Origin of the sequence: Lysobacter sp. Root983, from assembly GCF_001429345.1 — a bacterium.
Lineage (GTDB): Bacteria > Pseudomonadota > Gammaproteobacteria > Xanthomonadales > Xanthomonadaceae > Lysobacter.
In genome coordinates this window covers 136866-161916 of the sequence record NZ_LMJO01000017.1, presented here as the reverse complement: position 1 = coordinate 161916, position 25051 = coordinate 136866, and the positions used below count along the sequence as shown (strand labels likewise).

Annotated in this window: 18 protein-coding genes and 1 tRNA gene; 7 read left to right on the top strand and 12 right to left on the bottom strand. The window is 66.4% G+C overall.

Going from position 1 to position 25051, the window contains the following annotated elements; translation table 11 throughout:
* Nucleotides 1-6 precede the first annotated feature (6 nt).
* From ASE43_RS16495 to ASE43_RS16485, 3 genes are all read left to right on the top strand, one after another.
* Nucleotides 7-1785, top strand: a complete 1779-nt coding sequence (locus tag ASE43_RS16495; RefSeq protein WP_057161252.1) for an ATP-binding protein — start codon at nucleotides 7-9, stop codon at nucleotides 1783-1785.
* Between the two features lie 354 nt (nucleotides 1786-2139).
* Nucleotides 2140-3087: a helix-turn-helix transcriptional regulator gene (locus ASE43_RS16490; RefSeq protein ID WP_057161251.1), complete on the top strand. Its 948-nt coding sequence runs from the start codon at nucleotides 2140-2142 to the stop codon at nucleotides 3085-3087.
* A 70-nt stretch (nucleotides 3088-3157) separates the two neighbouring features.
* A complete protein-coding gene (locus tag ASE43_RS16485) occupies nucleotides 3158-5950 on the top strand; it encodes a TonB-dependent receptor (RefSeq protein WP_057161250.1) in 2793 nt (930 codons plus the stop codon).
* Nucleotides 5951-6102: 152 nt separating this feature from the next.
* Here the strand turns inward: ASE43_RS16485 and ASE43_RS16480 are convergent, their stop codons facing one another.
* Together ASE43_RS16480 and ASE43_RS16475 are read right to left on the bottom strand one after the other, a co-directional pair.
* Nucleotides 6103-7122: a FecR domain-containing protein gene (locus ASE43_RS16480; protein WP_057161249.1), complete on the bottom strand. Its 1020-nt coding sequence runs from the start codon at nucleotides 7120-7122 to the stop codon at nucleotides 6103-6105.
* The gene (locus ASE43_RS16475) at nucleotides 7119-7670 is read right to left on the bottom strand and encodes an RNA polymerase sigma factor (protein WP_082607338.1); all 552 of its coding nucleotides are present in this window, start codon (nucleotides 7668-7670) and stop codon (nucleotides 7119-7121) included. Before ASE43_RS16475 ends, ASE43_RS16480 begins: the two co-directional genes overlap by 4 nt.
* A gap of 215 nt (nucleotides 7671-7885) precedes the next feature.
* On the opposite strand from ASE43_RS16475, the gene ASE43_RS16470 reads away from it, so the two are divergent.
* Nucleotides 7886-10939: a TonB-dependent receptor gene (locus tag ASE43_RS16470; protein WP_057161247.1), complete on the top strand. Its 3054-nt coding sequence runs from the start codon at nucleotides 7886-7888 to the stop codon at nucleotides 10937-10939.
* 90 nt (nucleotides 10940-11029) lie between these two features.
* Entirely contained in the window at nucleotides 11030-12181 is a 1152-nt protein-coding gene (locus tag ASE43_RS16465) for a metallophosphoesterase (RefSeq protein ID WP_057161246.1), read from the top strand.
* Between the two features lie 21 nt (nucleotides 12182-12202).
* Here the strand turns inward: ASE43_RS16465 and ASE43_RS16460 are convergent, their stop codons facing one another.
* The 10 genes from ASE43_RS16460 to rnd all read right to left on the bottom strand — a co-directional run bounded on the left by ASE43_RS16460 (nucleotide 12203) and on the right by rnd (nucleotide 21832).
* Nucleotides 12203-12931 carry an FKBP-type peptidyl-prolyl cis-trans isomerase gene (locus ASE43_RS16460; protein ID WP_057161245.1) on the bottom strand — a complete coding sequence of 243 codons (729 nt, stop codon included), beginning with the start codon at nucleotides 12929-12931 and terminating at the stop codon, nucleotides 12203-12205.
* A gap of 54 nt (nucleotides 12932-12985) precedes the next feature.
* Nucleotides 12986-14638: a multicopper oxidase domain-containing protein gene (locus ASE43_RS16455; RefSeq protein WP_057161244.1), complete on the bottom strand. Its 1653-nt coding sequence runs from the start codon at nucleotides 14636-14638 to the stop codon at nucleotides 12986-12988.
* Nucleotides 14639-14932: 294 nt separating this feature from the next.
* On the bottom strand, nucleotides 14933-15382 hold the full coding sequence (locus tag ASE43_RS16450; protein WP_057161243.1) for a DUF1801 domain-containing protein: 450 nt from the start codon (nucleotides 15380-15382) through the stop codon (nucleotides 14933-14935).
* Nucleotides 15383-15556: 174 nt separating this feature from the next.
* The gene (locus ASE43_RS16445) at nucleotides 15557-15775 is read right to left on the bottom strand and encodes a hypothetical protein (RefSeq protein WP_057161242.1); all 219 of its coding nucleotides are present in this window, start codon (nucleotides 15773-15775) and stop codon (nucleotides 15557-15559) included.
* Between the two features lie 89 nt (nucleotides 15776-15864).
* Nucleotides 15865-16275: a VOC family protein gene (locus tag ASE43_RS16440; protein WP_056173641.1), complete on the bottom strand. Its 411-nt coding sequence runs from the start codon at nucleotides 16273-16275 to the stop codon at nucleotides 15865-15867.
* 43 nt (nucleotides 16276-16318) lie between these two features.
* Nucleotides 16319-16735 (bottom strand): helix-turn-helix transcriptional regulator, encoded by a 417-nt coding sequence (locus tag ASE43_RS16435; protein ID WP_057161241.1) that lies wholly within the window; start codon nucleotides 16733-16735, stop codon nucleotides 16319-16321.
* Between the two features lie 464 nt (nucleotides 16736-17199).
* Entirely contained in the window at nucleotides 17200-19164 is a 1965-nt protein-coding gene (drt3b, locus tag ASE43_RS21400; RefSeq protein ID WP_082607335.1) for an antiviral reverse transcriptase Drt3b, read from the bottom strand.
* On the bottom strand, nucleotides 19157-20467 hold the full coding sequence (gene drt3a, locus ASE43_RS21395) for an antiviral reverse transcriptase Drt3a (protein ID WP_082607334.1): 1311 nt from the start codon (nucleotides 20465-20467) through the stop codon (nucleotides 19157-19159). Before drt3a ends, drt3b begins: the two co-directional genes overlap by 8 nt.
* A 166-nt stretch (nucleotides 20468-20633) precedes the next feature.
* Nucleotides 20634-20709 (bottom strand) — tRNA-Ala (locus tag ASE43_RS16430).
* A 37-nt stretch (nucleotides 20710-20746) separates the two neighbouring features.
* Nucleotides 20747-21832 carry a ribonuclease D gene (rnd, locus tag ASE43_RS16425; protein ID WP_056173647.1) on the bottom strand — a complete coding sequence of 362 codons (1086 nt, stop codon included), beginning with the start codon at nucleotides 21830-21832 and terminating at the stop codon, nucleotides 20747-20749.
* 157 nt (nucleotides 21833-21989) lie between these two features.
* Between rnd and ASE43_RS16420 the strand changes: the two genes are divergently transcribed.
* Both ASE43_RS16420 and ASE43_RS16415 read left to right on the top strand, forming a co-directional pair.
* Nucleotides 21990-23825: a formylglycine-generating enzyme family protein gene (locus tag ASE43_RS16420; RefSeq protein ID WP_082607333.1), complete on the top strand. Its 1836-nt coding sequence runs from the start codon at nucleotides 21990-21992 to the stop codon at nucleotides 23823-23825.
* Between the two features lie 88 nt (nucleotides 23826-23913).
* Nucleotides 23914-24846: a M48 family metallopeptidase gene (locus ASE43_RS16415; protein ID WP_057161239.1), complete on the top strand. Its 933-nt coding sequence runs from the start codon at nucleotides 23914-23916 to the stop codon at nucleotides 24844-24846.
* The last annotated feature ends 205 nt before the right edge of the window (nucleotides 24847-25051 follow it).

Below are 25051 nucleotides of genomic sequence, written 5' to 3'. Positions count from 1 at the left end.
GGATCGATGAAGGCGCGCCTGTCCTTGTCGCGGATGCGGCTGGCGCCGCGCATCGCGATCGTGGTGCTGTCGACCATGGCCATGACCTTGCTGATCGATATCGCGATCGGCATGGCCCTGCGTTCGGCCGGCCCGACCCTGGTCGACGAGCAATCGCTGGTGGAGCAGGCGCTGGACGTGCGGGCGATGATCGCCGCGCTGCCGAAGGATCAGCGCGCGGCCGCGGCCGAGGAGGCCACGCACCGGCGCAAGCTCGAATTCGCCTTGCTGCCGCCCAGCGACGACCGCCACGGTCCGCCGCTGTCGGGCCTGATCGAGGGCATGCGCCGGCGCCTGGTCGAAAACCCCGACACCAGCGGCGGCGCCTACGCGGTGTCGATGAACGTGCTGCCCGACGAACACGGCGGCGGCGTGCGCCAGGTGACCGTGGTGGTGCCGCGCCAGGGCGCCGAGCGCGGCGAGATTCTGTCGGTGGCCGCGCGCCCGGCTGCCGGCCTGGTCACCATCGCCGCGCTGCCCAGCACTGGCGTGGTCGCGCCGGTGCCGACCTTGCCGGTCGGCAGCGAGGATGCGTCCGAATTCGCGCCGGCGCCGCTGGAGCGGCAGGGCGTGGTCGCGCTGCGGCCGCGCATGCCCGACGATACCGAGCCGGCCTGGGCGCCGCCGATGCCGCAGACCCAGCCGCGCGTGACCGCCTTGCGCGACCCCGCCGGCGTGGCCTTGCCGCCGAACATCGCACTGCGCCGCGTCGACGCGGCGCCCGCGACCACGCCGATGGGACGGCTCGGCATGGTCCTGGGCGCGGTCGTGGGGCCGCCGTTCCTGGACGGCCTGCGCGCGGAGGAGGCGCTGCCGCGCATGTCGGTGGCGATCGAGTTGCCCGACGGTGGTTGGTTGCTGGCCAGTCCCGGCCGGCCGAGTCCGCGCTGGCTGCATCATCTGTTCAAGCTCAGCGGCATGGCCCTGCTGATCGTCGCGGTCGCGGGGCTGTCGGTATGGACCGCGCGCAGTTTCCTGCAGCCGCTGACCAAGCTGTCGCAGGCCGCCGAGCGCCTGGGGCGCGAGCGCGAGCCGACCCCAATCGAGGGCATGACCATCCCCGAGTACGCCGCGATCGCGCACAAGTTCAACGAAATGCAGGTGCGGCTGAAGCGTTTCGTCGACGACCGCACCCAGCAACTGGCCGCGATCTCGCACGATCTGCGCACGCCGCTCACGCGCATGCGCCTGTACGCCGAATACGTCGACGACGGCCACCGCGAGCGCCTGCTGGCCGAGATCGCGCAGATGGAGACCATGATCTCCGGCTGCCTGGCCTTCGCCGGCGAGGACGCCAGCCTGGAGCCGCATCAGACCGTCGATCTGGCCTCGCTGCTGATCAGTCTGTGCGACGACGTCGCCGACGCCGGCGGCGACGCGCTCTACGACGGTCCCGATCACGCCTATCTGCCCTGCCAGCCGATCGCGATGCGGCGCGCCTTCGCCAATCTGATCGACAACGGCTGCCGCTACGGCGACCGCGTGCGGGTCTCGCTGCAGGAAACCGAGCAGGCCCTGCGCGTAACCGTGGTCGACGCCGGGCCCGGCATTCCGCCCGAACAGTACGAACATGCGTTCGCGCCGTTCCGGCGCTTGGACGACGCGCGCGCGCGACACGCCGGCGGCTCCGGCCTGGGCCTGTCTATCGCGCGCAGCGTGATCCGCGGCCACGGCGGCGACATCGCGCTCGCGCCGGGCGTGCAGGGCGGCCTGCAGGTGCGCGTGGAACTGCCCAGGCCAGGCTGAGCGGCGCATCGCGATGTCGGCCGCGATACGCGATGTTGCGGATCGTGTCTTCAGCGCGTTCGCAATCGCGCATAAACCTGTGCGCAATCCATACGCGACATGAACGCGATCGCGATCGTTCGAATCAATTCGAACCGTGCGCAAGCGCGCATCGCAACACTCGACGGCGTCGCGACACCACAGCGCGACGGTACGCGCCACGCAGCCGATCGCGCTACGCACGCGTAAACGAACCACGGGCCGGATCGCCCTTCCACCTCACCGCAGGCGCAGCTCGCCCGCGCCGTCGGCGCGCGCGCCGGCGTCCTGCGCCCGATGCCGCGCGATGCGGTCAGGCCGACAGGGGCAGCGACGATGCAAAGCGAATACCACCACTACGGCAGCCAGGAAGGCTGGGAAAGCATTGAGTCCGGACAGATGATCGACAGCGACCGGGCGCCGTCCAACGACGGCTTCCAACTCTATCTGGTGCGCGATTTCGGCAGCGTGCGCGTTTCCGGCACCTCGCCCTCGTACTGGCTGCAGCTGCGCGGGCGCTCGCAAATCGAGAGCCGCGAGGGGCGTTTCGCCCTGAGTCGCAATCAATGGATCGCGTTCGATCGCGACAGCGCGCCGCGCATCGACACAGAGCGTCGCGGCCTGGTCATCGGCTTCAGCTGCAAGCCCGCGCTGATGCGCGAGATCGAACGCCACACGCGCATCGACCTGATTCCCGGCGAGGGCCGCGTCGACGCCGCCCAGCGACGCGCGCTGGTCCGCCTGTGGCGACGCAGCGCGACCGCCGCCTCCGGCCAGGGGCTGGCCAACGAGCGCCTGGCCGCGTTCCGCATGCTGCTGGCCTACGTGCACGAAACCCAGCACGAGCTCGACGAATTGCTGGAGCGCTGCCCGGGCCGCCGCCGCGCGCGTCAGCGTCAGGTGCTGGGGCGTTTGCAACGTGCGCGCTTGTATCTGCGCGGCAACGCCCATCGCGTGGTGCTGATGGACGAGCTCGCGCAGCTCACCAGCTTCTCGACCTGGTGGATCTCCAAGACCTTCCACGCCGTGTACGGCATCACCGTGCAGGCCGCCTGCGTGAACCAGCGTGTGCAACAGGCCTGCGAATTGCTGCGCGAAAGCCGTTTGTCGATAGGCGAGGTCAGCCACGCCTGCGGCTTCGATTCGCCGTGCAGCTTCGCGCGCACGTTCCGCGCGCGCATGGGCTGCACCGCCAGCGAATATCGCAGCCTGCAAGCCAGCGGCCAGAAATCCGCAAGTCCCGCGCCCGTATTGCGCACCCAGCTAGGACTCGCCGCGCCGTAGTTTGGCCTGCGTTTAACGCGCCTGTAACAAGGCGCGAAACGCAACCACCACTACGAGGGGACTTGTCTAGATGAAGCAGTACGCCACCACCTCCGCCGCGCGCCGCGCGCGGCTGCCGCTGGAAATCGCCATCGCGCTGGCGGTCGTCGCGCCGGTCGCGCAGGCTCAGGACGCGGCCGCCGCGCTCGACGAGAAGGCGCCGACCGAAATCGATCGCATCCAGGTCACCGGCTCGCGCATCAAGCGCGCCGACATCGAGACCTCGCAGCCGATCTTCACCCTGACCCGCGCCGAGATCGACAAGCAGGGCGTGACCTCGGTCGCCGACGTGCTGCAACGCATCTCGACCAACGGCGCCGCGCTCAACACCACGTTCAACAACGGCGGCGACGGCTCGGCCGGCATCAGCCTGCGCAACCTCGGCAGCGGCCGCACCCTGGTGCTGGTCAACGGCCGCCGCTGGACCACCCAGCTCGACGGCACCGTCGACCTCAACACCATCCCGGCCTCGATCATCGAGCGCGTCGAAGTGTTGAAGGACGGCGCCTCGACCATCTACGGCTCCGACGCCATCGCCGGCGTGGTCAACATCATCACCCGCAGCAATTTCGAGGGCGCCGAGGCCGGCGCCTACATCGGCCAGTTCGGCCAGGGCGACGGCATGCGCCAGGCCTACGACTTCTCGCTGGGCGTAAGCAACGATCGCTCCTCGCTGTTGATCGGCGGTTCCTACGTCAAGGAAGAGCAGGTCATGGCCGGCGATCGCAAGATCTCGTCCGGTGGCCCGCCGTTCTTCGGCGGCCAGAGCAATACCGGCTTTCCGGGCTCGTTCGTCGACCCGCGCGACAACAAGCGCTACGTGCTGGGCAACAACAACAGCTTCGTACCGTTCAGCTCCAACACGCACGGCTACAACACCGCCCCGGACAACTACCTGCTGACCCCGCAGGAGCGCAAGTCGCTGTTCGCGCAGAGCACCTTCGACATCGCCGATAACCTGACCTTCCGCGTCGAGACCCTGTACAACCAGCGCCTGTCCGAGCAGTTGCTCGCGGCCATGCCGGTCACCGGACTGACCTTGAACAAGGACAGCATCTACAACCCGACCAAGGGCACCGCCGGCGCACGCGACCTGATCAGCGTGAGCCGCCGCTTCCAGGAATCGGGTGGCCGCTCGTTCAACCAGGACGTCAAGAACTTCCACTTCTACGGCGGCCTGGAAGGCTACTTCAACTTCGGCGAGCGCACCTTCGACTGGGACGTGGGCTACCGCTACGACCGCAGCGACGAGAACACCCTGACCTACGGTCTGTTCAACCTGGCCGCGCTGCGCAACGCCTACGGCCCGTCCTTCGTCGACGGGGGCGGCGTCGCCCGCTGCGGTACGCCCACGGCGGTGATCGCCGGCTGCGTGCCGATCAATCCGCTCGGTGGCCTGGGTTCGATCAGCAAGGAGGCGCTGGATTACGTGTCCTTCACCGCCCACGACTCGCGCAAGGTCGAATCCAAGAGCTACACCGCCAACATCAGCGGCGAGCTGTTCGATCTGCCGGCCGGTCCGCTGGGCTTCGCCGCGGGCTACGAGCACCGCACCGAGAGCGGCCAGTTCGATCCGGACGCCTTCATCGCCGCCGGCCTGAGCACCGGCAACGGCAGCAAGCCGACCCGCGGCGACTACTCGCTGGACGATCTCTACGCCGAGTTCGCGGTGCCGGTGCTGGCCGACCTGCCGTTCGCCAAGCTGCTGGATTTCTCGATCGCCACGCGCTATTCGGACTACAGCAACTTCGGCGACACCCTGAACAGCAAGTTCGGTTTCCGCTGGAAGCCGTTCGACGATCTGCTGATCCGCGGCAACTGGTCGGAAGGCTTCCGCGCGCCCAGCATCACCAACCTCTACGCCGGCGACTCCGACACCTTCGTCAGCTACGCCGATCCCTGCTCCAGCCATTCGGGCAAGCGCAGCGATCCGACCGTGGCCGCGCGCTGCGCCGCCGACGGCGTGCCTAACGGCTACACCCAGTCCGGCAGCGGATCGTCGCGACAGACCGTGGAGCCGTTCACCAACAAGTCCAACCCGGACCTGCAGCCGGAAACCTCGATCAGCAAGACCCTGGGCTTCGTCTACAGCCCGAGCTGGCTGCAGGGCTTCGACATCGCGGTGGACTGGTACCGGATCACCATCGAGAACGCGATCACGCGGCCGACCGCGCAGTTCGTGCTCGACAAGTGCTACTCCGGCACGCCCGGCGAGCGCGCGGTGTACTGCGCCCTGTTCAAGCGCGACAACGCCTATCCGGGCAACCCCGGCACCATCACCGACATGGACCTGCCGCTGTTGAACCTGGCCGAGTACGAGGTCGAGGGCTACGACGTCACCGTCAACTACCGTCTGCCGGAAACCGCCTACGGCAAGTTCTCGGTCACCTGGGACACCAGCTACACCGCCAACTGGGAAGCCAAGACCACCAAGGACTCCAAGCCCGAGCAACGCCAAGGCCTGTACCTGCCGCAGGATCCGTACTGGCGCATCAAGTCCAACCTGTACCTGGATTGGAGCAAGGGCGACTTCGGCGCGACCTGGGGCATGCGCTACAAGTCGGGCATCGACGAGACCTGCCCGGCGGCGTTCAAGGCCTACTGCTCCAGCCCGCAGACGCTGGAGAACCACCTGGGCGCGGTCACGTACCACGACCTCCAGTTCCGCTACAACACGCCCTGGAACGCGACCGTCTCGATCGGCGCCAACAACGTGTTCGCGAAGGACCCGCCGCTGGCCCTGACCGCGCCGTACAACCAGTTCGACCAGCAGTACGACGTGCCGGGCCGGTTCTACTACATGCAGTACCGCCAGCGCTTCTAAGCGAGGCGGGCGCATGCCCGCCAGGATCGGCGCGGCCATTACGGCCGCGGCGGATCGATGCGACACGACCCCGGTACCGACGGTGCCGGGGTTTTGCGTTGATGGAGGTCGCGACGCCGCGTCCGGCGTTGCGAAACGAAAGCGCGGACGCTCTAACGCCGGTCGCTGAGCAGCAGGTCGCCGCTGGGCGAGGCCGACACGGCCACCGGGTACAGCTCCTGCAAGGCCTCGACGAAGGCATGCGGATCGTCGCTGCGGAACACGCCGCTGACCCGGATCCGCGCCACCGCCTCGCCCTGCAGCACGATGCGGCGATGGCTGTAGCGATTGAATTCGGTCACCGCCGCCGGCAGGGCCTGGTCCTCGAAGGCCAACTTGCCCGACAACCAGGCGGGCAGGGCGGCGTGGCGATCGGGCTGGATCATGCGCAGCGGCTTGCGCTGGCCGAAGCTGGCTTTCTGCCCAGGGTCCAGCGTCGCCAACTGCACCGGCGCCGCGCCGTCGGCCGCGGCGGCCAACAGCAGCACGCGGCCTTCGATCAGCGCCACTTCGATCTCGCCCTCGCGGCGGTAGACCTCGAATTCGGTGCCGACCGCCTTGACGCTGCCGTCCTCGGTCTGGACCAGGAACGGGCGCGTTTCCTTGGCGACGCGGAAGAAGGCACGCCCGCGCACCAGCGATATCCGCCGTTGTTCGCCGGAGAACCGCACCTGCAGGCGGGTGTCGGTGTCCAGGCTCACGCGCGAGCCGTCGGCCAGCGCGATCGTACGGCTTTCGCCGATCGCGGTGACGTAGTGCTGTTCCGGCACGGGCGGCGCCGGTTGTAAGCGCCAACCGATCACCGCCAGCGCGACCAGCGCGGCGGCCGCGCCACTCCACCAGGCCGCGCGCGTGCCGCGCTTGCGCGCCGACGCGGGCGCGGCCGGCGCCGGGGTTTCGGCGCGAATGCGCAGCGCGACCTCCGGATGCGGCGCGTGCTCGCCCAAGGTCGACCACATGCGCTCGATGCGTTCGTAGGCAGCGCGATGACGCGGGTCGGCGTTCAGCCACTGCCGGCAGTCGCGACGGTCGCTCTCGCTGACGTCGTCCGCGCGAAGCCGCGCGAACCAGGCCGCGGCCTGGCGCCGGATCGGATCGCCGCCTTCGACGACGTTAAGACGGGTGGTGCTCACGGATCTCCCAATCGCGTATCGAAATGTAGCAGGGCGCGCATCATCTGTTTTTCCACAGCGCTCACGCTGATCTCCAGGCGCCTGGCGATCGCGCTGTAGGTCAGGCCTTCGTAGCGCTGCAGCAGGAAGACCTGCCGGCAGCGCGGCGAAAGCTCGTCCAGCGCCGACAGGAACAACTGCAGGCGCTTGTTGCCTTCGTAGACGCGCTCGCCGTAAGGCACCTCACTCGGCCAGTCGCCGGTCAGCTCGTCCAGCGATACGTGCTGCTGGGTGCAATGGCTGACGTCGCGCCTGAAACGGTCGCGCACCAGATTGGAAGCGATGCGCAGCAGGTAGGCTTCGACATTGAGCACATCGGCGGTGGAGGGCATGCGCATCAGCCGCACCAGCGCTTCCTGCGCCAGGTCCTCGGCGTCGTCGGCGTTGGGCAGATGGCGCAGGAAATAGCGCACCAGCGCGGGCCGGTGCTGCTCGATCATGCGCGGCAGGTCGGCGCGGCCCGATGCAGGACCGCTCAGCTCCGCTGCGTCTATCCCGCCCTCGTTCATCGCCTTGCAGCCTCCGCCAGGTGGTCGCACGCTAAGTGATGGCGGGCGCGACGGCAAGTGCGATGCGGTCGACTGAGGGATCGGTGCGGCGCTGCGTCTGCATCGGTCAAGGGAGCGCAAATACTCAAGTCAGGGACGGCTCCATCGTCAGCCGGGGGAAGGTTTCAATGGGAACAGTTTCGAGGGGAGCGAAGCCGTGGCGCACGCGGCATCCGTTGACGGTCGCGCTGAGCGTCGCGCTCGGCTTGTCGGCCTGCATCGGAGCGCATGCCGCGCAGGCGCAGACGCAAGGCGCCGCGCACGACTACGCACTGCCGGCGCAGCCGCTGGGCGCCGCGTTGAACCAGCTGGCCGCGTCGGGGGACGCGCAGATGCTGGTGCCGCCGGAGCTGGTGCGCAATCGCGCCGCGCCGGCCTTGTCCGGCCGTTACACGCTCACGCAGGCGCTGGAGCGCCTGCTCGCAGGCAGCGGCTTGAGCTACCGGGTCACCCGCAGCGGCGTGATCACCATCGTCGCCGCGCCGGCCACGCCGCGTCCGCGCCAGACGCCGACCGCGCCGCCGCCCAAAGCCAAGGCGGCCGCCGCCGAACCCGACCCGACCGACCTGGCCACCGTCCAGGTCACCGGCTCGCGCATTAAGCGCGCCGAGATCGAAGGCCCGTCGCCGATCACCGTGATCAGCGCCGAGCAGCTCGAACGCGAAGGCCACGCTACCGTATTCGAGGCCCTGGACACGCTGGTCATGGCCAACGGCGCGGTCGAGACCGAGCTGTCCGGCGGCTTTTCCGCCAACGCCCATCCGCTCAACCTGCGCGGCCTCGGCCCCGGCCGTTCGCTGCTGCTGATCGACGGCCGCCGCGCCGCCGACTATCCCTTTCCGTACGAAGGCCGCAGCAACTTCCAGAACTTCGGCAACATCCCTTCCGGCGCGGTGGACCGCATCGAAATCCTGGCCGGCGGCGCCTCGGCCATCTACGGCGCCGACGCGGTGTCGGGCGTGGTCAACGTGGTGCTCAAGCGCGATTACCAGGGCGACGAGATCAAACTGCGCACCGGCACCAGCTCGATGGGCGGGCGCGACCGCTTCGACCTGCAATGGACCGGCGGACGCACCGGCGAGAACTGGGGCGTGACCTATGCGTTCCAGTACTACAACCAGGAACTGCTGTACGGCTTCCAGCGCGACGATTGGGACCTGCGCAAGAATCCGGTGGTCGACCCGCGCCTGGGTGTGCAGCCCGACGCCGGCCTGCGCATCCGCCGCGGCAGCACCAGCAGTTCCAGCCCGCTGATCGCGCCGCCGGCCGGCACCTGCGAGCGCTGGGGCGGCGAGTTCGTGCGCCATACCTACAAGCGCATCAGCTCCAACAACGTCCAGACCCTGGGCGACGGCTGCGGCACCTGGAACGACGCGCGTTACCAGCACCTGAGCAAGGGCAAGGACGAACTGGCCGGCTACGTGTTCGGCACCTGGGACTTCAGCGACGGCCTGCAAGGTTGGGCCTCGGTGCAGGCCTGGCGCTCCAAGGTCGAATCCCTGGGCGGCTTCGAAAGCATCACCGGCCCGCACACCGACGGTGTCGGCCGCCGTGGCGATTTCTACGACCCGCAGTTCAACAGCGTGATCGCGCCCAATCGCCTGCTCACGCCGGTCGATCTGGGCGGCGTGGAGCAAATGAATCAGCACTATTACGAACGCTCGCTGGACGTCGCGGTGGGTCTGCGCGGCAGTTTCGCGCAGCGCTGGGACTGGGACCTCACCCTCAGCCGCGCCGACTACTACTTCGAGCGCACGCGCAGGCGCATGGTCGGCAACCTGGTCAACGACTACTTCTTCGGCCCGCAACTGGGCACTCGTCCCAACGGCGTGCCGATCCATCGCCTGAATCTGGACCGTTGGTATCGGCCGATGACGCCGGAGGAATACGCCTCGATCTCCACGCTGGCGCGCTATGAAGCCGAGTCCTGGGTCAATACCGCCAGCTTCGTGGTCACCGGCGAACTGTTCGATCTGCCGGCCGGCCCGGTCGGCGTGGCCGGCGTGGTCGAAGCCAGCTCGCAGGGCTACGACCTGTCCAGCGACCCGCGCGTGCAGCCGGGCGTGGTCCAGCTGTACAACCTCACCGGTACCAACGGCGGCGGCGAACGCGACCGCTACGCGGCCGGCATCGAGTTCAGCGTGCCGATCACCCAGACCATCAAGGCCAGCCTGGCCGGGCGCTTCGACAAGTACGACGACATCACCGCGGTCGACGACGCGCGCACCTGGAATGTGGGCCTGGAATGGCGCCCGACCGAGTCGCTACTGATACGCGGCGCCTACGCCACCAGCTTCAAGGCGCCCGACCTGCATTGGGTGTTCAGCGAGGGCAGCGGCAGCTTCGGCAGCAACACCGATGTGTGGCGTTGCATCGCCGCCGGCGCCAACCCGGGTTGTTCGGGCTACAGCTACAACATGTTCAGCCTCAGCGAGGGCGATCCGAATCTCGAGGAAGAGACCGGCAAGTCCTGGAGCGCGGGCGTGGTCTGGGACGTGGCCGACGGCGTGTCGATCACCGCCGACTACTGGAACATCGAGCTCAACGGCGCGATCGAACGCCTCAGCGTAGGCAGCATCCTGGCCGGCGAGGCGGGCTGCCGCACCGGCAAGATGCTCAATGGCCAGCCGTTCCAGTTCGCACCGGGCTCGGGCTATTGCCAGGCGGTCACCGCGCTGGTCACGCGCCGTCCGGAAGGCAACGAAGCCATCGACCGGGTGGTGGAGGTCCGCTCGGCGCCGATCAACCAGTCTTACCGCCGCGTCGCCGGCATCGACGCCGGCATCAACTGGCGGCTCAAGACCGATCGGTTCGGCGACTACCGCTTCGATCTGAACTGGTCGCACACCCTCAAGTCCGAGCAGCAGGTGTTCGCCACCGACGGCGTCGACCGCGACTGGCGCGACGATCCGACCAATCTGGATTTCCGCAGCCGCGTGCGCGCGGGCGCCAGCTGGCGTCGCGGCGACTGGTCGTCCAGCCTGTTCATGACTCGCTACGGCAGCTTGCCCAAGTTCGGCGGCGTCGGCCGCACCGGCGTGCACTTCATCTGGAACGCCAACATAGGCAAGCAGATCACCGAACAGGCCGCGCTCAAGTTCTACGTCAACAACCTGTTCAACAACCTGCACCCCGACGACGAGACCAACAACAGCTTCCCGTACTTCTACGACGCCTACAGCCCGATCGGGCGCGAGCTGGCGCTGCAGTTCGAGTACCAGTTCAAGTAAGGTCGTAGCCGACGATGGGGCCCGGCGTGCCGGGCTCCATCCTCTTCGGGCCGCCTCGCGCGGCGGACGGACGAACCGGGAAGACGAAGCATGAGCAACGGGCTGCACCGAACGCTGGCCTTGGCCGCGTGCCTGGCCTGCGCGGGTGCCGCGCAGGCGCAAGCCGGCGACGGCCAGCCGCGACCCGCCGACACCAAGCTCGCGGCGCCAGCGCCGGCCTTGGACGACGGCCCTTATCTGAGCTACGAGCCGGGCCAGGTGTCGGCGCGCTGGGTCTGCGGCGGCAAGCTTATCGAGCGCACGATCCCGGCCCCGCGCTGGCCGGTCGAGGTCAAGCCCGAATGCGGTTATCCGCGTGCGATCGAGGTCTCGGCGCCGGCCACGCCCGACTCGGGCGCGCCGGTGAAGCGCGTGTCGCGGATCGCGGCCCTGTCCGACGTGCACGGCCAGTACGAGATCATGGTGCAACTGCTGCGCGCCAACGGCGTCATCGACCAGCGCCACGAATGGCGCTACGGCAAGGGCCATCTGGTCATCGTCGGCGACGTGTTCGACCGCGGCCCGCAAGTGAACCAGGCGCTATGGCTGATCTACGAACTGGAGCGCCAGGCGCGCAAGGCCGGCGGCGGCGTGCATCTGCTGCTGGGCAACCACGAGATCATGGTGCTGGCCAACGACCTGCGCTACGTCAACGACGGTTACAAGACCAACGCGACGCTGCTGGGCAAGCCCTATCCCGAACTCTACGGCCCCGACACCGTGCTGGGGCGCTGGCTGCGCAGCAAGCCGGTGATGGCGCAGATCGACGACCTGCTGTTCGTGCACGGCGGCATCGCCGAGGAATACCTGGCGCTTGGGCTGGAGCGCGGCGACGCCAACGCGCGCTACCGCGCCTCGCTGGGCACGCCCAAGGCGGTGTGGTCGCAGGACCCGGTGCTGAGCGGGCTCTACAACGGCAAGACCAGCCCGATCTGGTACCGCGGCTACTTCACGGACTCGCAGCTGGATCAGGCGCGCGTGGACGCGATCCTGCACCGCAGCGGCGTCAAGCGCATCGTCGTCGGCCACACCTCGATGAAGACGGTCGGCCTGTACTTCGACGGCGCGGTGATCTCGGTCGACAGCAGCATCAAGAACGGCGAGTCCGGCGAACTGCTGATCGTTGAGGACGGGCGTTTGAGCCGCGGCACCCTGGACGGCACGCGTCTGCCGTTGACCCAGGCCGCAAGCGCCGAGGATTGAGCGCTTGCGACGGAGCGCGCCTCAGCCGGCGATCTCCAGCAGTTCGACGTCGAACACCAGGGTCGCATTCGGCTCGACCTGGCCGGGCACGCCGGCCTCGCCATAGCCCTGTGCGGCCGGCACCCAGAACCGGTACTTGCTGCCGGTGGGCATCAACATCAGGCCTTCGCGCAGGCCGGGCATGATCTGGCTGAGCGGAAACTCGGACGGGTGGTCGATCGCGTAGGTGTTCTCGAATTCCTTGCCGTCCAGCACCGCGCCGATGTAGTTCACCCGCACCGTCGCGTCGGCCGCCGGCTTGGCGCCCTTAGCATCGCGCACGACCTGATACTGCAGGCCCGATGCGGTCTTGACGATGCCGGGCTTGGCGCCGTTCTCGGCCAGGAATTCGCGGCCGCGTTGGAGGTTTTTCTTGGCCAGCGCCGCCTGCTCGGTCTTACGCTGGTCCTGCAGATGGCGCACGAAGTCCTTGCGGATCTGCGCGACCTGGGCCTCGTCCAACCGCGGCTTCTGGCCGGCGTGGGCGGCGCGCAAGGCGGCGACCACGATGTCGATATCGACCTCATTGCGCACCGGCGCGACCTGCTTGGCCAGGTCCAGGCCGACCATGTAGCTGGTCTTGGCGCGAGCGTCGTCCAGGTGCAGCGGCGCTGCGTCCGGCGACGCGGCCGTATCGCCGCCTTTGGGCTGGCAGGCGCTCAGCGCGATGGGCAGCAAGGCGAGCAGACAGAGGTGTGCGACACGGTTCATGACGGGGGTTCTCTCCTGAGTTGGACATCCCATGGGCAAGCGCGCGGCCTCGCGTCAGTCCTCGACGGCGAAGCTCACCATCATGCCCATGTCCTCGTGTTCCAGATTGTGGCAATGGAGCATGTAGCGTTGGGTGCCGGAGAACGGCTGCGAGAAATCGATCGCGATACGTACGATCTCGCCCGGCCAGACCACGACGGTGTCGCTCAGTCCCAGGTCCTGCGGCCCCAGGCCCTGCGGCGCGACTTTGCGGCTGCGCACGTCGGGCGGGCTGATGCTGCGCGAGACCACGCGGAACTGAAATCCGTGCAGATGGATCGGGTGCGGCATGCTGGTCATGTTGTTGCGGATTTCCCAGACCTCGCGACTGCCGCGCTTGACGCTGAAGACCGGCGCGTGGCCGACCTGGTGGTAGTTCCAGTCGTTGATGAACCAGGTGCCGTCGCTGTCCATGCGCAGCCGGATCGGCCGCACCGGCCAAGCCGCGGTGTCCGGCGGCGCGGGCAGCGCGCTCAGCGCAGCCGGCACATTGGCCGACGCCAGCCTGGCCTGACGGCGCTGGCTGTCGCTGCACGCGGCCACGCAGAACTGCATCAGGTCCAGCGCATCGCCCATCGGCGCCGCGCCCGGATGGTCGCCCATGGGATCGGGCGCGAACGCGCCGGACTCGTCCTCGTTCTCCATCGCCACGTATTCCAGGCTGCGCAGTAGCACGCGCGCGCCGGGCGCCAGCGCGCCGAAGTCGACCAGTACGTCGATGCGCTGCGCCGGCGCCAGGAACACGTCGTCCATGCTCCAGGCCTGCGCCAGCAAGCCGCCGTCGGTGCCGATCAGCCGGAACGGCAGCGGCTGGCCCTGGTGGTCGAACGCGATCCGCAGCATGCGCGCGTTGCAGCCGTTGACCAGGCGCAGGCGGTACAGCGCCGGCAGCACTTCCAGGAAAGGCTCGGGCGTCCAGTTCACCAGCACGCGATTGCCGATCCAGTCGTCGGTGCCGATGCGATAGACGATGGCGTTGTCGGCGTCGACCTGCTTGTCGGCGATGAATAAGGGCAGGTCGCGCTCGCCCCAGCGCAGGCCCAGGCGCTCGCCCAGCGCGCGATCTTCCTCGTCCTCGACCCGCAACAACCCGGCCAGCCCGCGCTGCAGTTGCAAGCCGGTGCGCTCGTGCGGATGCGCGTGGTACCAGTACAGGCCGGCGCGGTTGTCGATGCGATAGCGGTAGGTCTGGCGTGCGCCGGCCGCCACCGGATGCAGGCCGCTGCCGTCGTTGGCCTCGTCGATGCTCAGGCCGTGCCAATGGATAGTGGTGGCTTCGGTCAGCTCGTTGGCGAGCACGACTTCGACGCTGTCGCCCGTGGCGGCGCACAGCAGGGGATTGGCGACGGCGCGCCCCTCGACGCTGCCGGCGTAGTGCCAGACCGGCGTCGGCTTGCCGGCGAAGATCGGGAACGCCGCCGCGCGCGCGCTCAAGGCCAGCGACGCGGACAGCGCGACTTCCGCGAACAGGCCTTCGCGGCCGGGCAGGCGCAGCGGCGTCTGGAACGGTTGCGCGTTGGGCAGGCCGGGCGCCGTGTGCGCGTCCGCCGCCGGGTTCATGGCGTGGTCGTGCTCGCGCCGGCGCTTGAACAGCCAGGGCGTGGCGGCCACCACCGCGGCCGCGGCGGCCAATCCGACGAACAGGCGGCGACGCGTGATGTCAGTCATGCAGCCTTGCCCTCACGCCGCGCGCTCGCGGCTCCCCAAGCCGCCGGATTCTGTCATGGAATCATTGCCGTAAAACCGCGGTGTATCCCACATTCGCGCGCGCGGCGGCTGTCGCGAAAACGCATAACGGCTATGGCTGGCAGGGCGTCCGCGCGCCAGCGTTCCCACTGGCGAGCGGACTGGCGAAACGGCCGCGGTGAGCTGAGGACATCGCTCGATGCTGCGTCTGCCGGGTTCGGCCCCCCCCCCGTCGCGGGCGCGGTGTCGGCGCGCTTCGAGGGTTCGACGATGGACTCAGCCCAGGGCTTTCTTCAGCAGTGCGCGGATCTTCTTTTCCTCGGCGGCGTCCAGCGACTTCAGCGCGAACGCGGTCGGCCACATCTCGCCGTCGTCGAGCTGGGCCACATCGTTGAAACCGAAGGTCGCGTAGCGGCTGCCGAACTTGGACGCGGCCTGTAGGAAGCACAGGATCTTGCCGTCCTCGTTGGCGTAGGCGGGCATGCCGTACCAGGTCTTGGGGAACAGGTGCGGCGCGACCTCGGTGACGATGCCATGCAGCTTCTTGGCGATGGCGCGATCGGCGGGCGGCATCTCCCCGATCTTCGCGATCAGGTCCTTTTCGCTCTCGGCCTTGCTCGCCTGCGCCTTCAGTTCCTTGGCGCGTTCCTTCATCGCGGCGCGTTCTTCGGCCGAGAAGGCCTTGGACGGGGTCTTGCTGGGGGCGGCTTTCTTCTTCGCGGTCATGAGGAATCTCCTAATGCGATCGGTGGCCGTGGAAGCAGGCCGCGTCAGCGGGCGCTGCCGGATCGGGCCGGGGCAGGGTAGCGGCGTTGGGGGAGGTCAGGCCAGCGCCACCCGCTGGGCGAGTGGCACTGGCCCGGAGGGCATCGGACGCGGCCTAGGGTGCGCCCGCCGGGTTCACGTGGAGTCGGCACCGGAGCGCCTGCGCCACTGGCTCAGGTACGGCAGCGCGAACAGGTACAGGCCGGTGATCGTCAGCAGAGCCAGCGGCGCCAGCGGCCCGTAGGACACCCAGACCAGCGGCTGCTTCTGCGCCAGCGCGATAAAGGTCGCGATCACGGACAGGGTGAAAATCATCGACATCCAACGGTGGAATTGCCGTATCCACTGATTCATGCAGAGATCCTTTGACGATGGGCGCCCCGGGACGCGGCGAGCGGCCGGCCGTTACCCCTAGGCGGTTGCGAACATCGAAAGCGAATGCTTCAGCGCACTTCGTTGATGCGGACGTGATTGCCGGCGGGGTCGCGGAACGCGCAGTCGCGCACGCCGTAAGGCTGCACCGTCGGCTCGTGGATCACCTCGGCGCCGGTGGCCTGCACGCGGTCGAAGGTCGCGTCCAGGTCCGGGCTGGCCAGGATAATCATGGCGTAAGTGCCCTTGGCCATCATCTCGGCGATGACACGTTGCTCCTCCGGCGTCACCCCCGGCGTGGCGCTGGGCGGGAACAGCACGATCGACACCTCGGGCTGCCCGACCGGGCCGACCGTGATCCAGCGCATGCCGTTGTAGCCCACGTCGTTACGGACCTCGAAGCCCAGCGCGTCGCGGTAGAAGGCCAGCGAGGCCTCCGGATCGGTGTGGGCGAGAAAGCTGGAGTGAATGCTGAGGTTCATGGCAGTCCTGCGGTATGGGTAGGAGCCGTCATGCTAGCCGCGCCTAGTCGCCCGGCGCTTCTCGATTCCTGATCGGTCTGGTTACTTGCTTGGCCACGCACGCCGGCATCCCCTCGGTGGCGGCCGCCGCCTCGCGCCGATACACGCTGGGCGACACCCCCACCAGCTCGGTGAAGCGGGTGCTGAAGGTCCCCAGCGACGAACACCCGACCGCGAAACAGACCTCGGTCACGCTCATCTCGCCGACCCGCAGCAGCGCCATCGCCCGCTCGATCCGCCGCGTCATCAGATAGCTATACGGCGACTCCCCGTACGCCGCCCGAAACTCCCGACTCAGATGCCCACCCGACATATGCACCCCACGCGCGAGCGCCTCCACGTCCAGCGGCTGCGCGTACTCGCGGTCGATGCGGTCGCGGACGCGGCGGAGACGGGTAAGGTCACGGATATTGGTGGGCATGCCTGGAGTGACGCTCGCATGCGCGATCGAATCGTTTCTCGCACGGAGGGCATCGGATGCAGGCTTAGCCGGAGGCCCGTTCATGCTTTGGTGGTCCTTGGAACCCGGCATCAGGAGGCCTCATAAATCGGCGACAATCTGGTGGAAGTGAGGGGCTGAATAGTAAATGTGATGCGCGAGCTATTTTATCGAAGGCGCTTAAAAAGCTAAGTTGTAGTGGAATGAAAGTAACAAAAAAGCCCGCATGGCGGGCTTTTAGGGTGATGGGGTTCGCTAGTGTGTGCGCGGCGTCGAATCATATCTGCTCTGATGCTCAGTCGAGAACGCTCGTCGCCGGTGAAGCAGCATGACAACTTGGACTTCCTTCCCTTGGCCCGATGACTTGGTGAGCCACCAAGGGATTGCAGGGTGCAGGGCTTATGCCTTACACCAAGGAGCGCGCCCCCACCACTGGGCTAGTCTGCCTATTCGTACGCAGGTGTCAACTCCTTGCGCGCAAGCATCGTGGCTAAGTCACTGGTGGAGCTCCAGTCCGTAAATGAAATCCAAGACGCCTCATTCGCAATGGCAAGCGCTTCCTTGTTGGTGCATCTGACTCCCAGGACAAGTTCATTGCAGTGCTTTATCAGGTCAATCTTTGTGTCGGCATCCAAATACGGGCAGGCGATAAACTCCGCAAGTAGTAGCGCATGTGTGGCGTCTTTCGTCGGTCGAAACGTTCGATCGAGGATGCGACGCTTAAACTCTAAAGCGGTCGCATCTCGTAGATAGGAAAACCGTTTTCTCTTTCTACACAAGAACAAGATGGCAATAAGCTGGAATGCTGATAGTGTCCGCGCTTGATTTGGGTCTGTAGTCGTTCCAATATAGCGTTCGATGTCTTGGAGTTCTATTCGTCGATCCTCGGTTAGTATGAGGTCGACGCTGGTGATGTGGTTTATTCTGGTGACCTCGTCCGCATCTGTGGCATGCGCGCCCATCGTCACATCTCGGAGGCCATCTAGTATCTGTCGCTCCAGAGGTGCGCGTGCGCAACCTAGGCTTGAGGACATTTCAACGGTGAGCGCATAGATCGCAGCAAGTTTTACTGAAGTGGTTGCACGATGATCCGTTGAGTAGAGGAACTGTGCAGATCTCATGATTGCTGTGAGCCACGAAAGGCGAGCCAAATGCCCCTGTGTGAATACAGGCTTCTCTTCGGATAGATGGGTGCGAACCTCTTCGAGCTTCCTCTTTAGGACTGAAAGAGCGAAAGATGCAAATCTTTCATAGGGTGTCCCTAGTTCGACTGAGAGCCTTCTGAGGCGAGCAATGAGTGAAGTCTTTGCGCGCTCAATATCGCGAGGGTCCATGGGGTCAACCATCGGATTTGTTGCTGCGGCGGTCCGCTCAAAGAATTCATCAATTGCTTCAGCAACGCCGCTGCGAGCTACGCTGACTTTAGAAACGAATGGCCTTGTAAGTGTTTCTTTCTTGTGCTCGTTGAGGTGCAAGTTGAGATCGCGGAGTGACTTGCGGATGACCTCCTCAACTTTGTCCAGTAGGTCTTGCGAGTTAGAGAAGACATAGTAGTCATCGACATAGCGCCTGATTACACAAGCGTCTGTTACTCCAGCGTCAAGCGACGATAGAATACTCCGGTCGGCTGACTGAAGGACGATTTCTGCAAAAATGCGAGAGAATTCTGGCCCAATGAGGATTCCATGGGTCTCATCCCAGTTGCCGTGCCTTATCGCTGAATCGAAGCTTGATTCAAAAGTAGTGAGCCGTTTCCCGAGTTGGTCTTTCGAAAAGTCTTTGCCTCGCATGCTCCATTCGATGCTGTGCGTGTAAATTGAGTCGAAGCACCTTGAGATGTCGAGCTTCAGAAGGCGGCTGTATCGTCGTTCCAGTTCAAGGAATTCCTCGCTTTCGAAAAACTTGTGGCTCAAGGTGTAGTCGCGATAGCTGAAGTACGTCGATGCCCATCGGCTCTGATCACGAAAGCCAGCGGGGTCTTCATCTGCATGATTAGCGGATGAGGATTCGCTGGTGTCTGCATAGCGTGGGTCCACATAGTGCGTTGCCACTCGACTCGGGTAGCGCAGCGACAGCGAACTGCGACTACAAGCATTGCTAATGAGGTGGTCGTACTTTTCGTAGAACGTGCTGATCCTATGTTGACTGATTGGATGCGCTAGGCTTAGCCGCCTTGCAGCCTGTCCGCTTCGCCTAATTTCATACATCAATGGGCGCGTAGCTTTTGCATCCTCTGCGTAGAGCAAAAACTTTGAGTGGAGACCATGCTTGTTTTGCTTCAATCGCGCTTGCATCGCGAGGATGGCCAAGTTGGCGTTCGTAAAGTAGATCGGAATCTCGTATGGGAGCGTGTCCGTTAGGAGGGCTCGCTCAGGAGCCCGGATGTCAATCCGTTTCTTCTTGTCAGGCACGAGACCAAGTCCTTCTAATCTCTAGCGCTCGAGCTCTGGTAAAAGATGCTCGGTGCTTGTTTTTGTGCCCATAGACGAATGAGTTCCTAAGGAGCGATCGGCGCTGCATGTAGCTGAGATGGGTGGTCGAGAAAAGTGTGCGCAGTCGTGTCCTTAGAAAAGTGTCTAAGCTTGACAATGAGCAACCACTAAAGCGTCCCGGACCGTCGCTAGGCTCTTCGTACTGGTCGTAGGTGTAAGCGATCCCCGATGAAAGTATCGAGCGGCGAAGTGTCTTATCAATAGTGACATTTGATGTCAGGTACTTAAGGCTGTCGTGAAGCAATAGATAGTCTGAAGTCTTCTTAAAGTTCGTAATTGCTGCTGCTACTCTTTGCTTGGTTCGCTGCGCCTTCGATTGCGCGATCATGGCGTAGCACGTCTGCTCCTTGAGTTTGCAACCTGTCGTGAAGATCAGGCGGTACCCTAGGTAATCGACGAACTCGAAATTGTCTGGGGTGCGTTCGCATTTGCACTTCGGATGGCACGGGCATTTCCCGATTTTGTGCGAGCACTCGAAAGCGCATTGGCATGCTGCGTCCACGGCTCGGGACTTTGCGGCATTCAAAAGTAGTCCAAGGTCTGTAATGATGCCGGAAATCTCTTCGAGTGCTTGTCTGGATGGGCGTGCCGCAATCACGAGGATGTCATCCACATAGCGAATGTATAGATAGACGCCGTCCATGCGTGCGATACGCTCGTCGAGTTCTTTTAAGTAAAGCTCCGCCAGTGTGGATGACACAAGAATCCCTCGCGGGAGTCCTCGGGTATATTTATTGGTACCAAACTTCTTGGCTTGAGAAAGGAACTGTTCCAAGAGATGGATGGTTTGTGTCGAGACCTTGGCATCTTCCCGCAGCTTCTCAGTCACTTTTCTAGGGGTAATGCTCTCAAAGCACGATTTCAGATCGAGCGAGATAACTCCCTTTGGCGTACCTTCGGCAAGCGCGATGCGCGCAAGTTTCACAGACTGAGCGCGCTGTGCTTGCCTAATGCCATACGCCCGCCGGATGTTTCCGTTGATCTTTCTCAGAACGAGGGCATCGGCCGGACTCGATGTTGAGAGCGCGGGCTTGCCGGATGCCTCTGAGGCAAACAGCCCAGTAAAGCGAAAGGTTCCACGAGCAATTTTGTCTTCAGTGGCCTTCGCAAGGTCTAGCCAACCAGTTTTGGTGGTTGGTGCATGCTTCTTGATGCTTTCCGCGACTTTGCGGCCCTTCATCCAGAAGAGATTCTGAGAAGTGAAATCCTGCGTCGGCTTCATTCCTTGAGTTCCCCTCAGGTCCTACGAGCCGATGGTAGTGCTATTGCAGATGCTTGCGAGTGGCTTGGCCGTATTTTTATTGAAGACTCGGCAGAAAAGTGTTTCATCCAAAACAAAACAGCGCGTCACACCGCAAGGCGTAACACGCTGTTCTGGTTGGACTAATTGGTGGAGCGGAAGGGGATCGAACCCTCGACCTTCGCATTGCGAACGCGACGCTCTCCCAGCTGAGCTACCGCCCCACGTGCTTAAAAGTGTAACGGCCCGGCGGCGAGGGCGCTAGTCCTGGGCGGCCAGCAGCGGGGCCAGGCCGGGTTCGAGGGCGGCGCGGCGCCAGCCGGAGAGGGCGTCGGGCCAGTCGCCGTGGTCGAGCAGGGACTCCAGCCAGCGGCGCGAGGCGAGTACGCCGTCGGGCAGGCCGAGTTCGGCGCTGCGCGCGGCGACCACGTCCTGCAGCTTGCGCAGGCGTTGTTTGTCGCGGGTTTCGCCTAGCGAGGCGTCGGGGGCGTGTTCTTCGTCGGGCAGCGGGGTACTCAGGGCGGTCCAGACCACGTCGCCCAGCTTGCGCGGGGCTTTGGGGTGGGCGTCGAGCTGCGCTTGCAGCAGGTCGCGGTCGGCCGGGTTGGAACGCGCGATCGCGACGGCGAGTTCGTTGTCGAGGATCCAGCTGCGCGGGCGGTCGTGGTCGCGCGCGTAGGCGTCGCGCCAGCGCAGCAGGCGCAGCAGGCGGCGTTGGGCGTTGCGGTCGAGGAACTGGGCGCTGCGCATGCTCAGGTGCGGCCAGCGTTCCAGGCCTTCGTGTTCGGCGTTGTGGACGGTGCGCTGGGCGTCCTCGGCCAGCCATTCGCGGCGGCCGAGCTGGCCGAGCTGGCCGTCCAGTGCGTCGTGCATGGCGAACAGATGCCGCACGTCGTCGGCGGCGTACTCCAGCTGCGCGGGTGACAGCGGGCGGCGCAGCCAGTCCGAGCGCGTCTCGCCCTTGGCCAGGGTCACGCCGGTGAGTTGTTCGACCAGTTTCTGATAGCCCAGGCCGCCGCCGATGCCGGCCAGCGCGGCGGCCTGCTGGGTGTCGAACAGCGGCTTGGGCACGACCTTGCAGGCATGCATGAACGCGACCAGGTCTTCGCTGGCGCTGTGCATGATCTTGAGAATGGCGGTGTCGGCCAGGATCGGCGCCAGCGCCTCGGCGATGCCGGGCTTGAGCGGGTCGACCAGCAGGATCTCGTCGCCGACCGCGATCTGCACCAGCGCCAGCTGCGGCCAGTAGGTGCGCTCGCGGATGAACTCGGTGTCCAGGCCGATGCGCGCGGGCCGGGAGGCGAAATATTCCTGCAGCGCGGCAGGCTGGGAGATCCAAATGGGCATGATGATCTGAACGTGTGCGGGACGGTGCGGCGGTGCCGGCGCGACGAAGTTGCCGCGGCGGGCGACAATAGCCTACTTTCGCCCGGTCCGGGCCCGCGCCGTCGGCGCCGGCCCGGGGCGGTCCCGTAGGATCGATGGATTAGGCTGCGGAGGACGTTTGCGCGCACAGGCATGGGCAGGTTTGGCGGTGGTGGTGCTGCTTGCGGCGTGTACGCGCGAGCCGTCGACGCCTGCCACGCCGAACCCGGCCGCCGGGCGCACGCCGATCGTGACCATCAGCGCCGACCAGGCGGTATCGCCGGTGCCGGCCTGGCAGCCGCCCGCGATCGCGGTGGACGAGGCCAACGCCAAGGCGCTCAAGAGCCGCGCCGACGCCGCGCTGGCGGCCGGCCAGTTGTACGCGGACGCCGACGCGGCGATTCCGCTGTATTACGCGCTGCTGCAGTACGCGCCCAACGACGTTAAGGTCGCCGCCGGCTTCGAGCGCGCGCTGGCGATGCTGATCGTGCAGGGCGATCAGGCCCTGGACGGGATCGACGACGATCCGCTGCAGCTGCGCGGCGCGCACGAGGCCGCGGCGGTGGCGCGCGCGGTCGCGCCGGAGAACAAGAAGGTCGGGGCCTATCTGCAGCGCGTGGACCGCGCCGATCAGGCCCAGGAGGCCAATCGCCTGGGCGAGGGCGAGCTCAACGCCGGGCGCATCGGCGAGGACGGCAAGGGCGGGGCGCTGGGTTATTTCCGCGAGGCGCTGGAGCTGCGCCCCGGCGATGTGCGCGCCAGCCAGGGCATCGCCGCGGCCGAGAGCGCGCTGATCCGGCGCGCCGAGGTCGCGGCCGACCGCGACGACTACGCCGGCGCCGAGCGCTGGCTGGCGCTGGCCGCGCAGGTGCGGCCGAAGATGAGCACCGCCGCCGACGCCCAGGGCCGCATCGCCACGCAGCGCGCGGCGCGCGTGGGGCGCTTGCGCGATCTGGGGCTGGCGGCGTTGCCGCGCCCGCGCGGGATCGAGGAGGCGCGGGTGCTGCTGGCGAACCTGCTGCGGATCGCGCCGTCCGGCGACCCGGCCGCGGTCGAGCTGCGCGAGCGCATCGAGCTGGCCACCCACTACGGTCTGTTCCGCCCCGGCCAGGCCTTCACCGAGGCCATGCAGAGCGGCGGTCGCGGGCCGACCATGGTGGTGATCCCGCACGGCGCGTTCCGCATGGGCGCCGAGGCCGAGGAGGTCGGCTCCAGCGACGCCGAGCGCCCGACCCGCAACATCCGCTTCGACCGCGGCCTGGCGGTGTCGCGCACCGAGATCACGGTGGGCGAGTTCCGCCGTTTCATGAACGCGACCAAGCACCGCGCGCGCGCCAGCCGGCGCGGCTATTCCACCGCCTACGACGAGCGCAGCGGCAACCTGGTCCGGCGCGGCAACGTCGACTGGCAGTCGGACTACGCCGGCGCCAAGGCCGGCGACGATCTGCCGGTGGTGCACGTGAGCGCCAAGGACGCGATGGCCTACGCGGCCTGGCTGTCCAAGCAGACCGGGCACCACTACCGGCTGCCCAGCGAGGCCGAGTTCGAATACATGCTGCGCGCCGGCAGCGCCCAGACCTATCCCTGGGGCGAGGGCGCGCCGCTGACCCGGGTCGGCAACCTGACCGGCGCCCTGGACGCATCGCCGACCGGGCGGCGCTGGAACAACGCCTTCGCCGGCTACGGCGACAACGCCTGGGGCCCGGCGCCGGTGGGGCGCTACCGCGCCAACGCCTTCGGGCTGCACGACATCGCCGGCAACGTCAGCGAATGGGTCGGCGACTGTTGGCACGACAGCTATCGGCGCGCGCCGCGCAACGGCGAGGCCTGGGTCAACCCGGGCTGCCGCACACGGGTGCTGCGTGGGGGCTCCTGGGCCAGTTCGCCGGCGCAGACGCGCTCGGCCTGGCGCCAGGGCAGCGACGCCGACACCACCAGCGCGCGCATCGGCTTCCGCGTGGTGCGCGATATCTGACAGGATGGGCGGCAGACGGGCCGTGCGCCCGTCCGGAGCCGGCAGCGCCGGCGCAGGCGGCAAGACCAGGCAGGGCGGAGGACTACAGATGCGGATCGACCCCTTCGGGAACGCGCAACAACGTCAGGGCGGCCAGCGCCGCGGTTTCGGCGGCATACGCTGGTGGATCCTGATCCTGTTCGCGGGCTATGCGGCCTGGTCCTGGTTCGGCAGCGCCAAGACCGATCCCTACACCGGCGAGCAGGCCCACTACGGCGCCAGCGCCGACGAGGAAGTGCAGTTGGGCGCGCAGGCGTTCCAGCAGGTGCTGGGCGATGCCAGCCAGCAGGGCGCGCTGGTGCCGGCCGACAACCAGGTCAGCCAGCAGGTGCGCGAGATCGCGCAGCGCCTGATCAACCGCGTGCCGCAGGTCACCGCCGATCTGGCCGCCCAGCATCAGCAGCAGGCACCCACCGACTATCAGGGCTTCAAGTGGGATGTGGCGGTCATCAATTCCAAGGAAGCCAACGCGTTCTGTCTGCCCGGCGGCAAGATGGCGGTGTACACCGGCCTGCTGCCGATCGCCGAGAACGAAAGCGCGCTGGCGGTGGTGATGGGGCACGAGATCGCGCATGCGCTGTTGCGCCACGGTTCGCAGCGCATGGCGCAGCAGAAGTTGGTGCAGATGGGGCAGATGGCGGCGGGCGTGGCGCTGGGCGGCATGGACCCGCAACAGCAGCAGGCGGTGATGGGCGCGCTGGGCGCCGGTGCGCAATACGGTTTCGTGCTGCCGTACGGACGCAACCACGAGACGCAGGCCGATCAGGTCGGCCTGATGCTGGCCGCGGCGGCGTGCTACGACCCGCGTCAGGCGATTCCGCTGTGGCAGCGGATGGAGCAGTTGGGCGGCGGGCAGCGTCCGCCGGAGTTCGCGTCCACGCATCCGGATCCGGCCAATCGCATCCAGGTGCTGCAGGGGCTGATGCCGCAGGCGGAAGCGTATTACCAGAAGTATTGCGCGGGGCAGCCGCCGTTGAAGTGAGGCGGGGCGGGTTCGCCGCGCCCTACGGCTTCGCCGCGCCTTTGTAGGATGTGGTGAGCCGAAGGCGAACCGCATCATCACGTAAGTCCGAACCACGCGACGGTGCGGTTATCACCGCACCCTACAGCGCCGATGCTTTCTGTGGGAGCGGCGTGAGCCGCGATGCTTTTGGACCGATCGCCACGAAACCGGGCCTGCGTGCGCG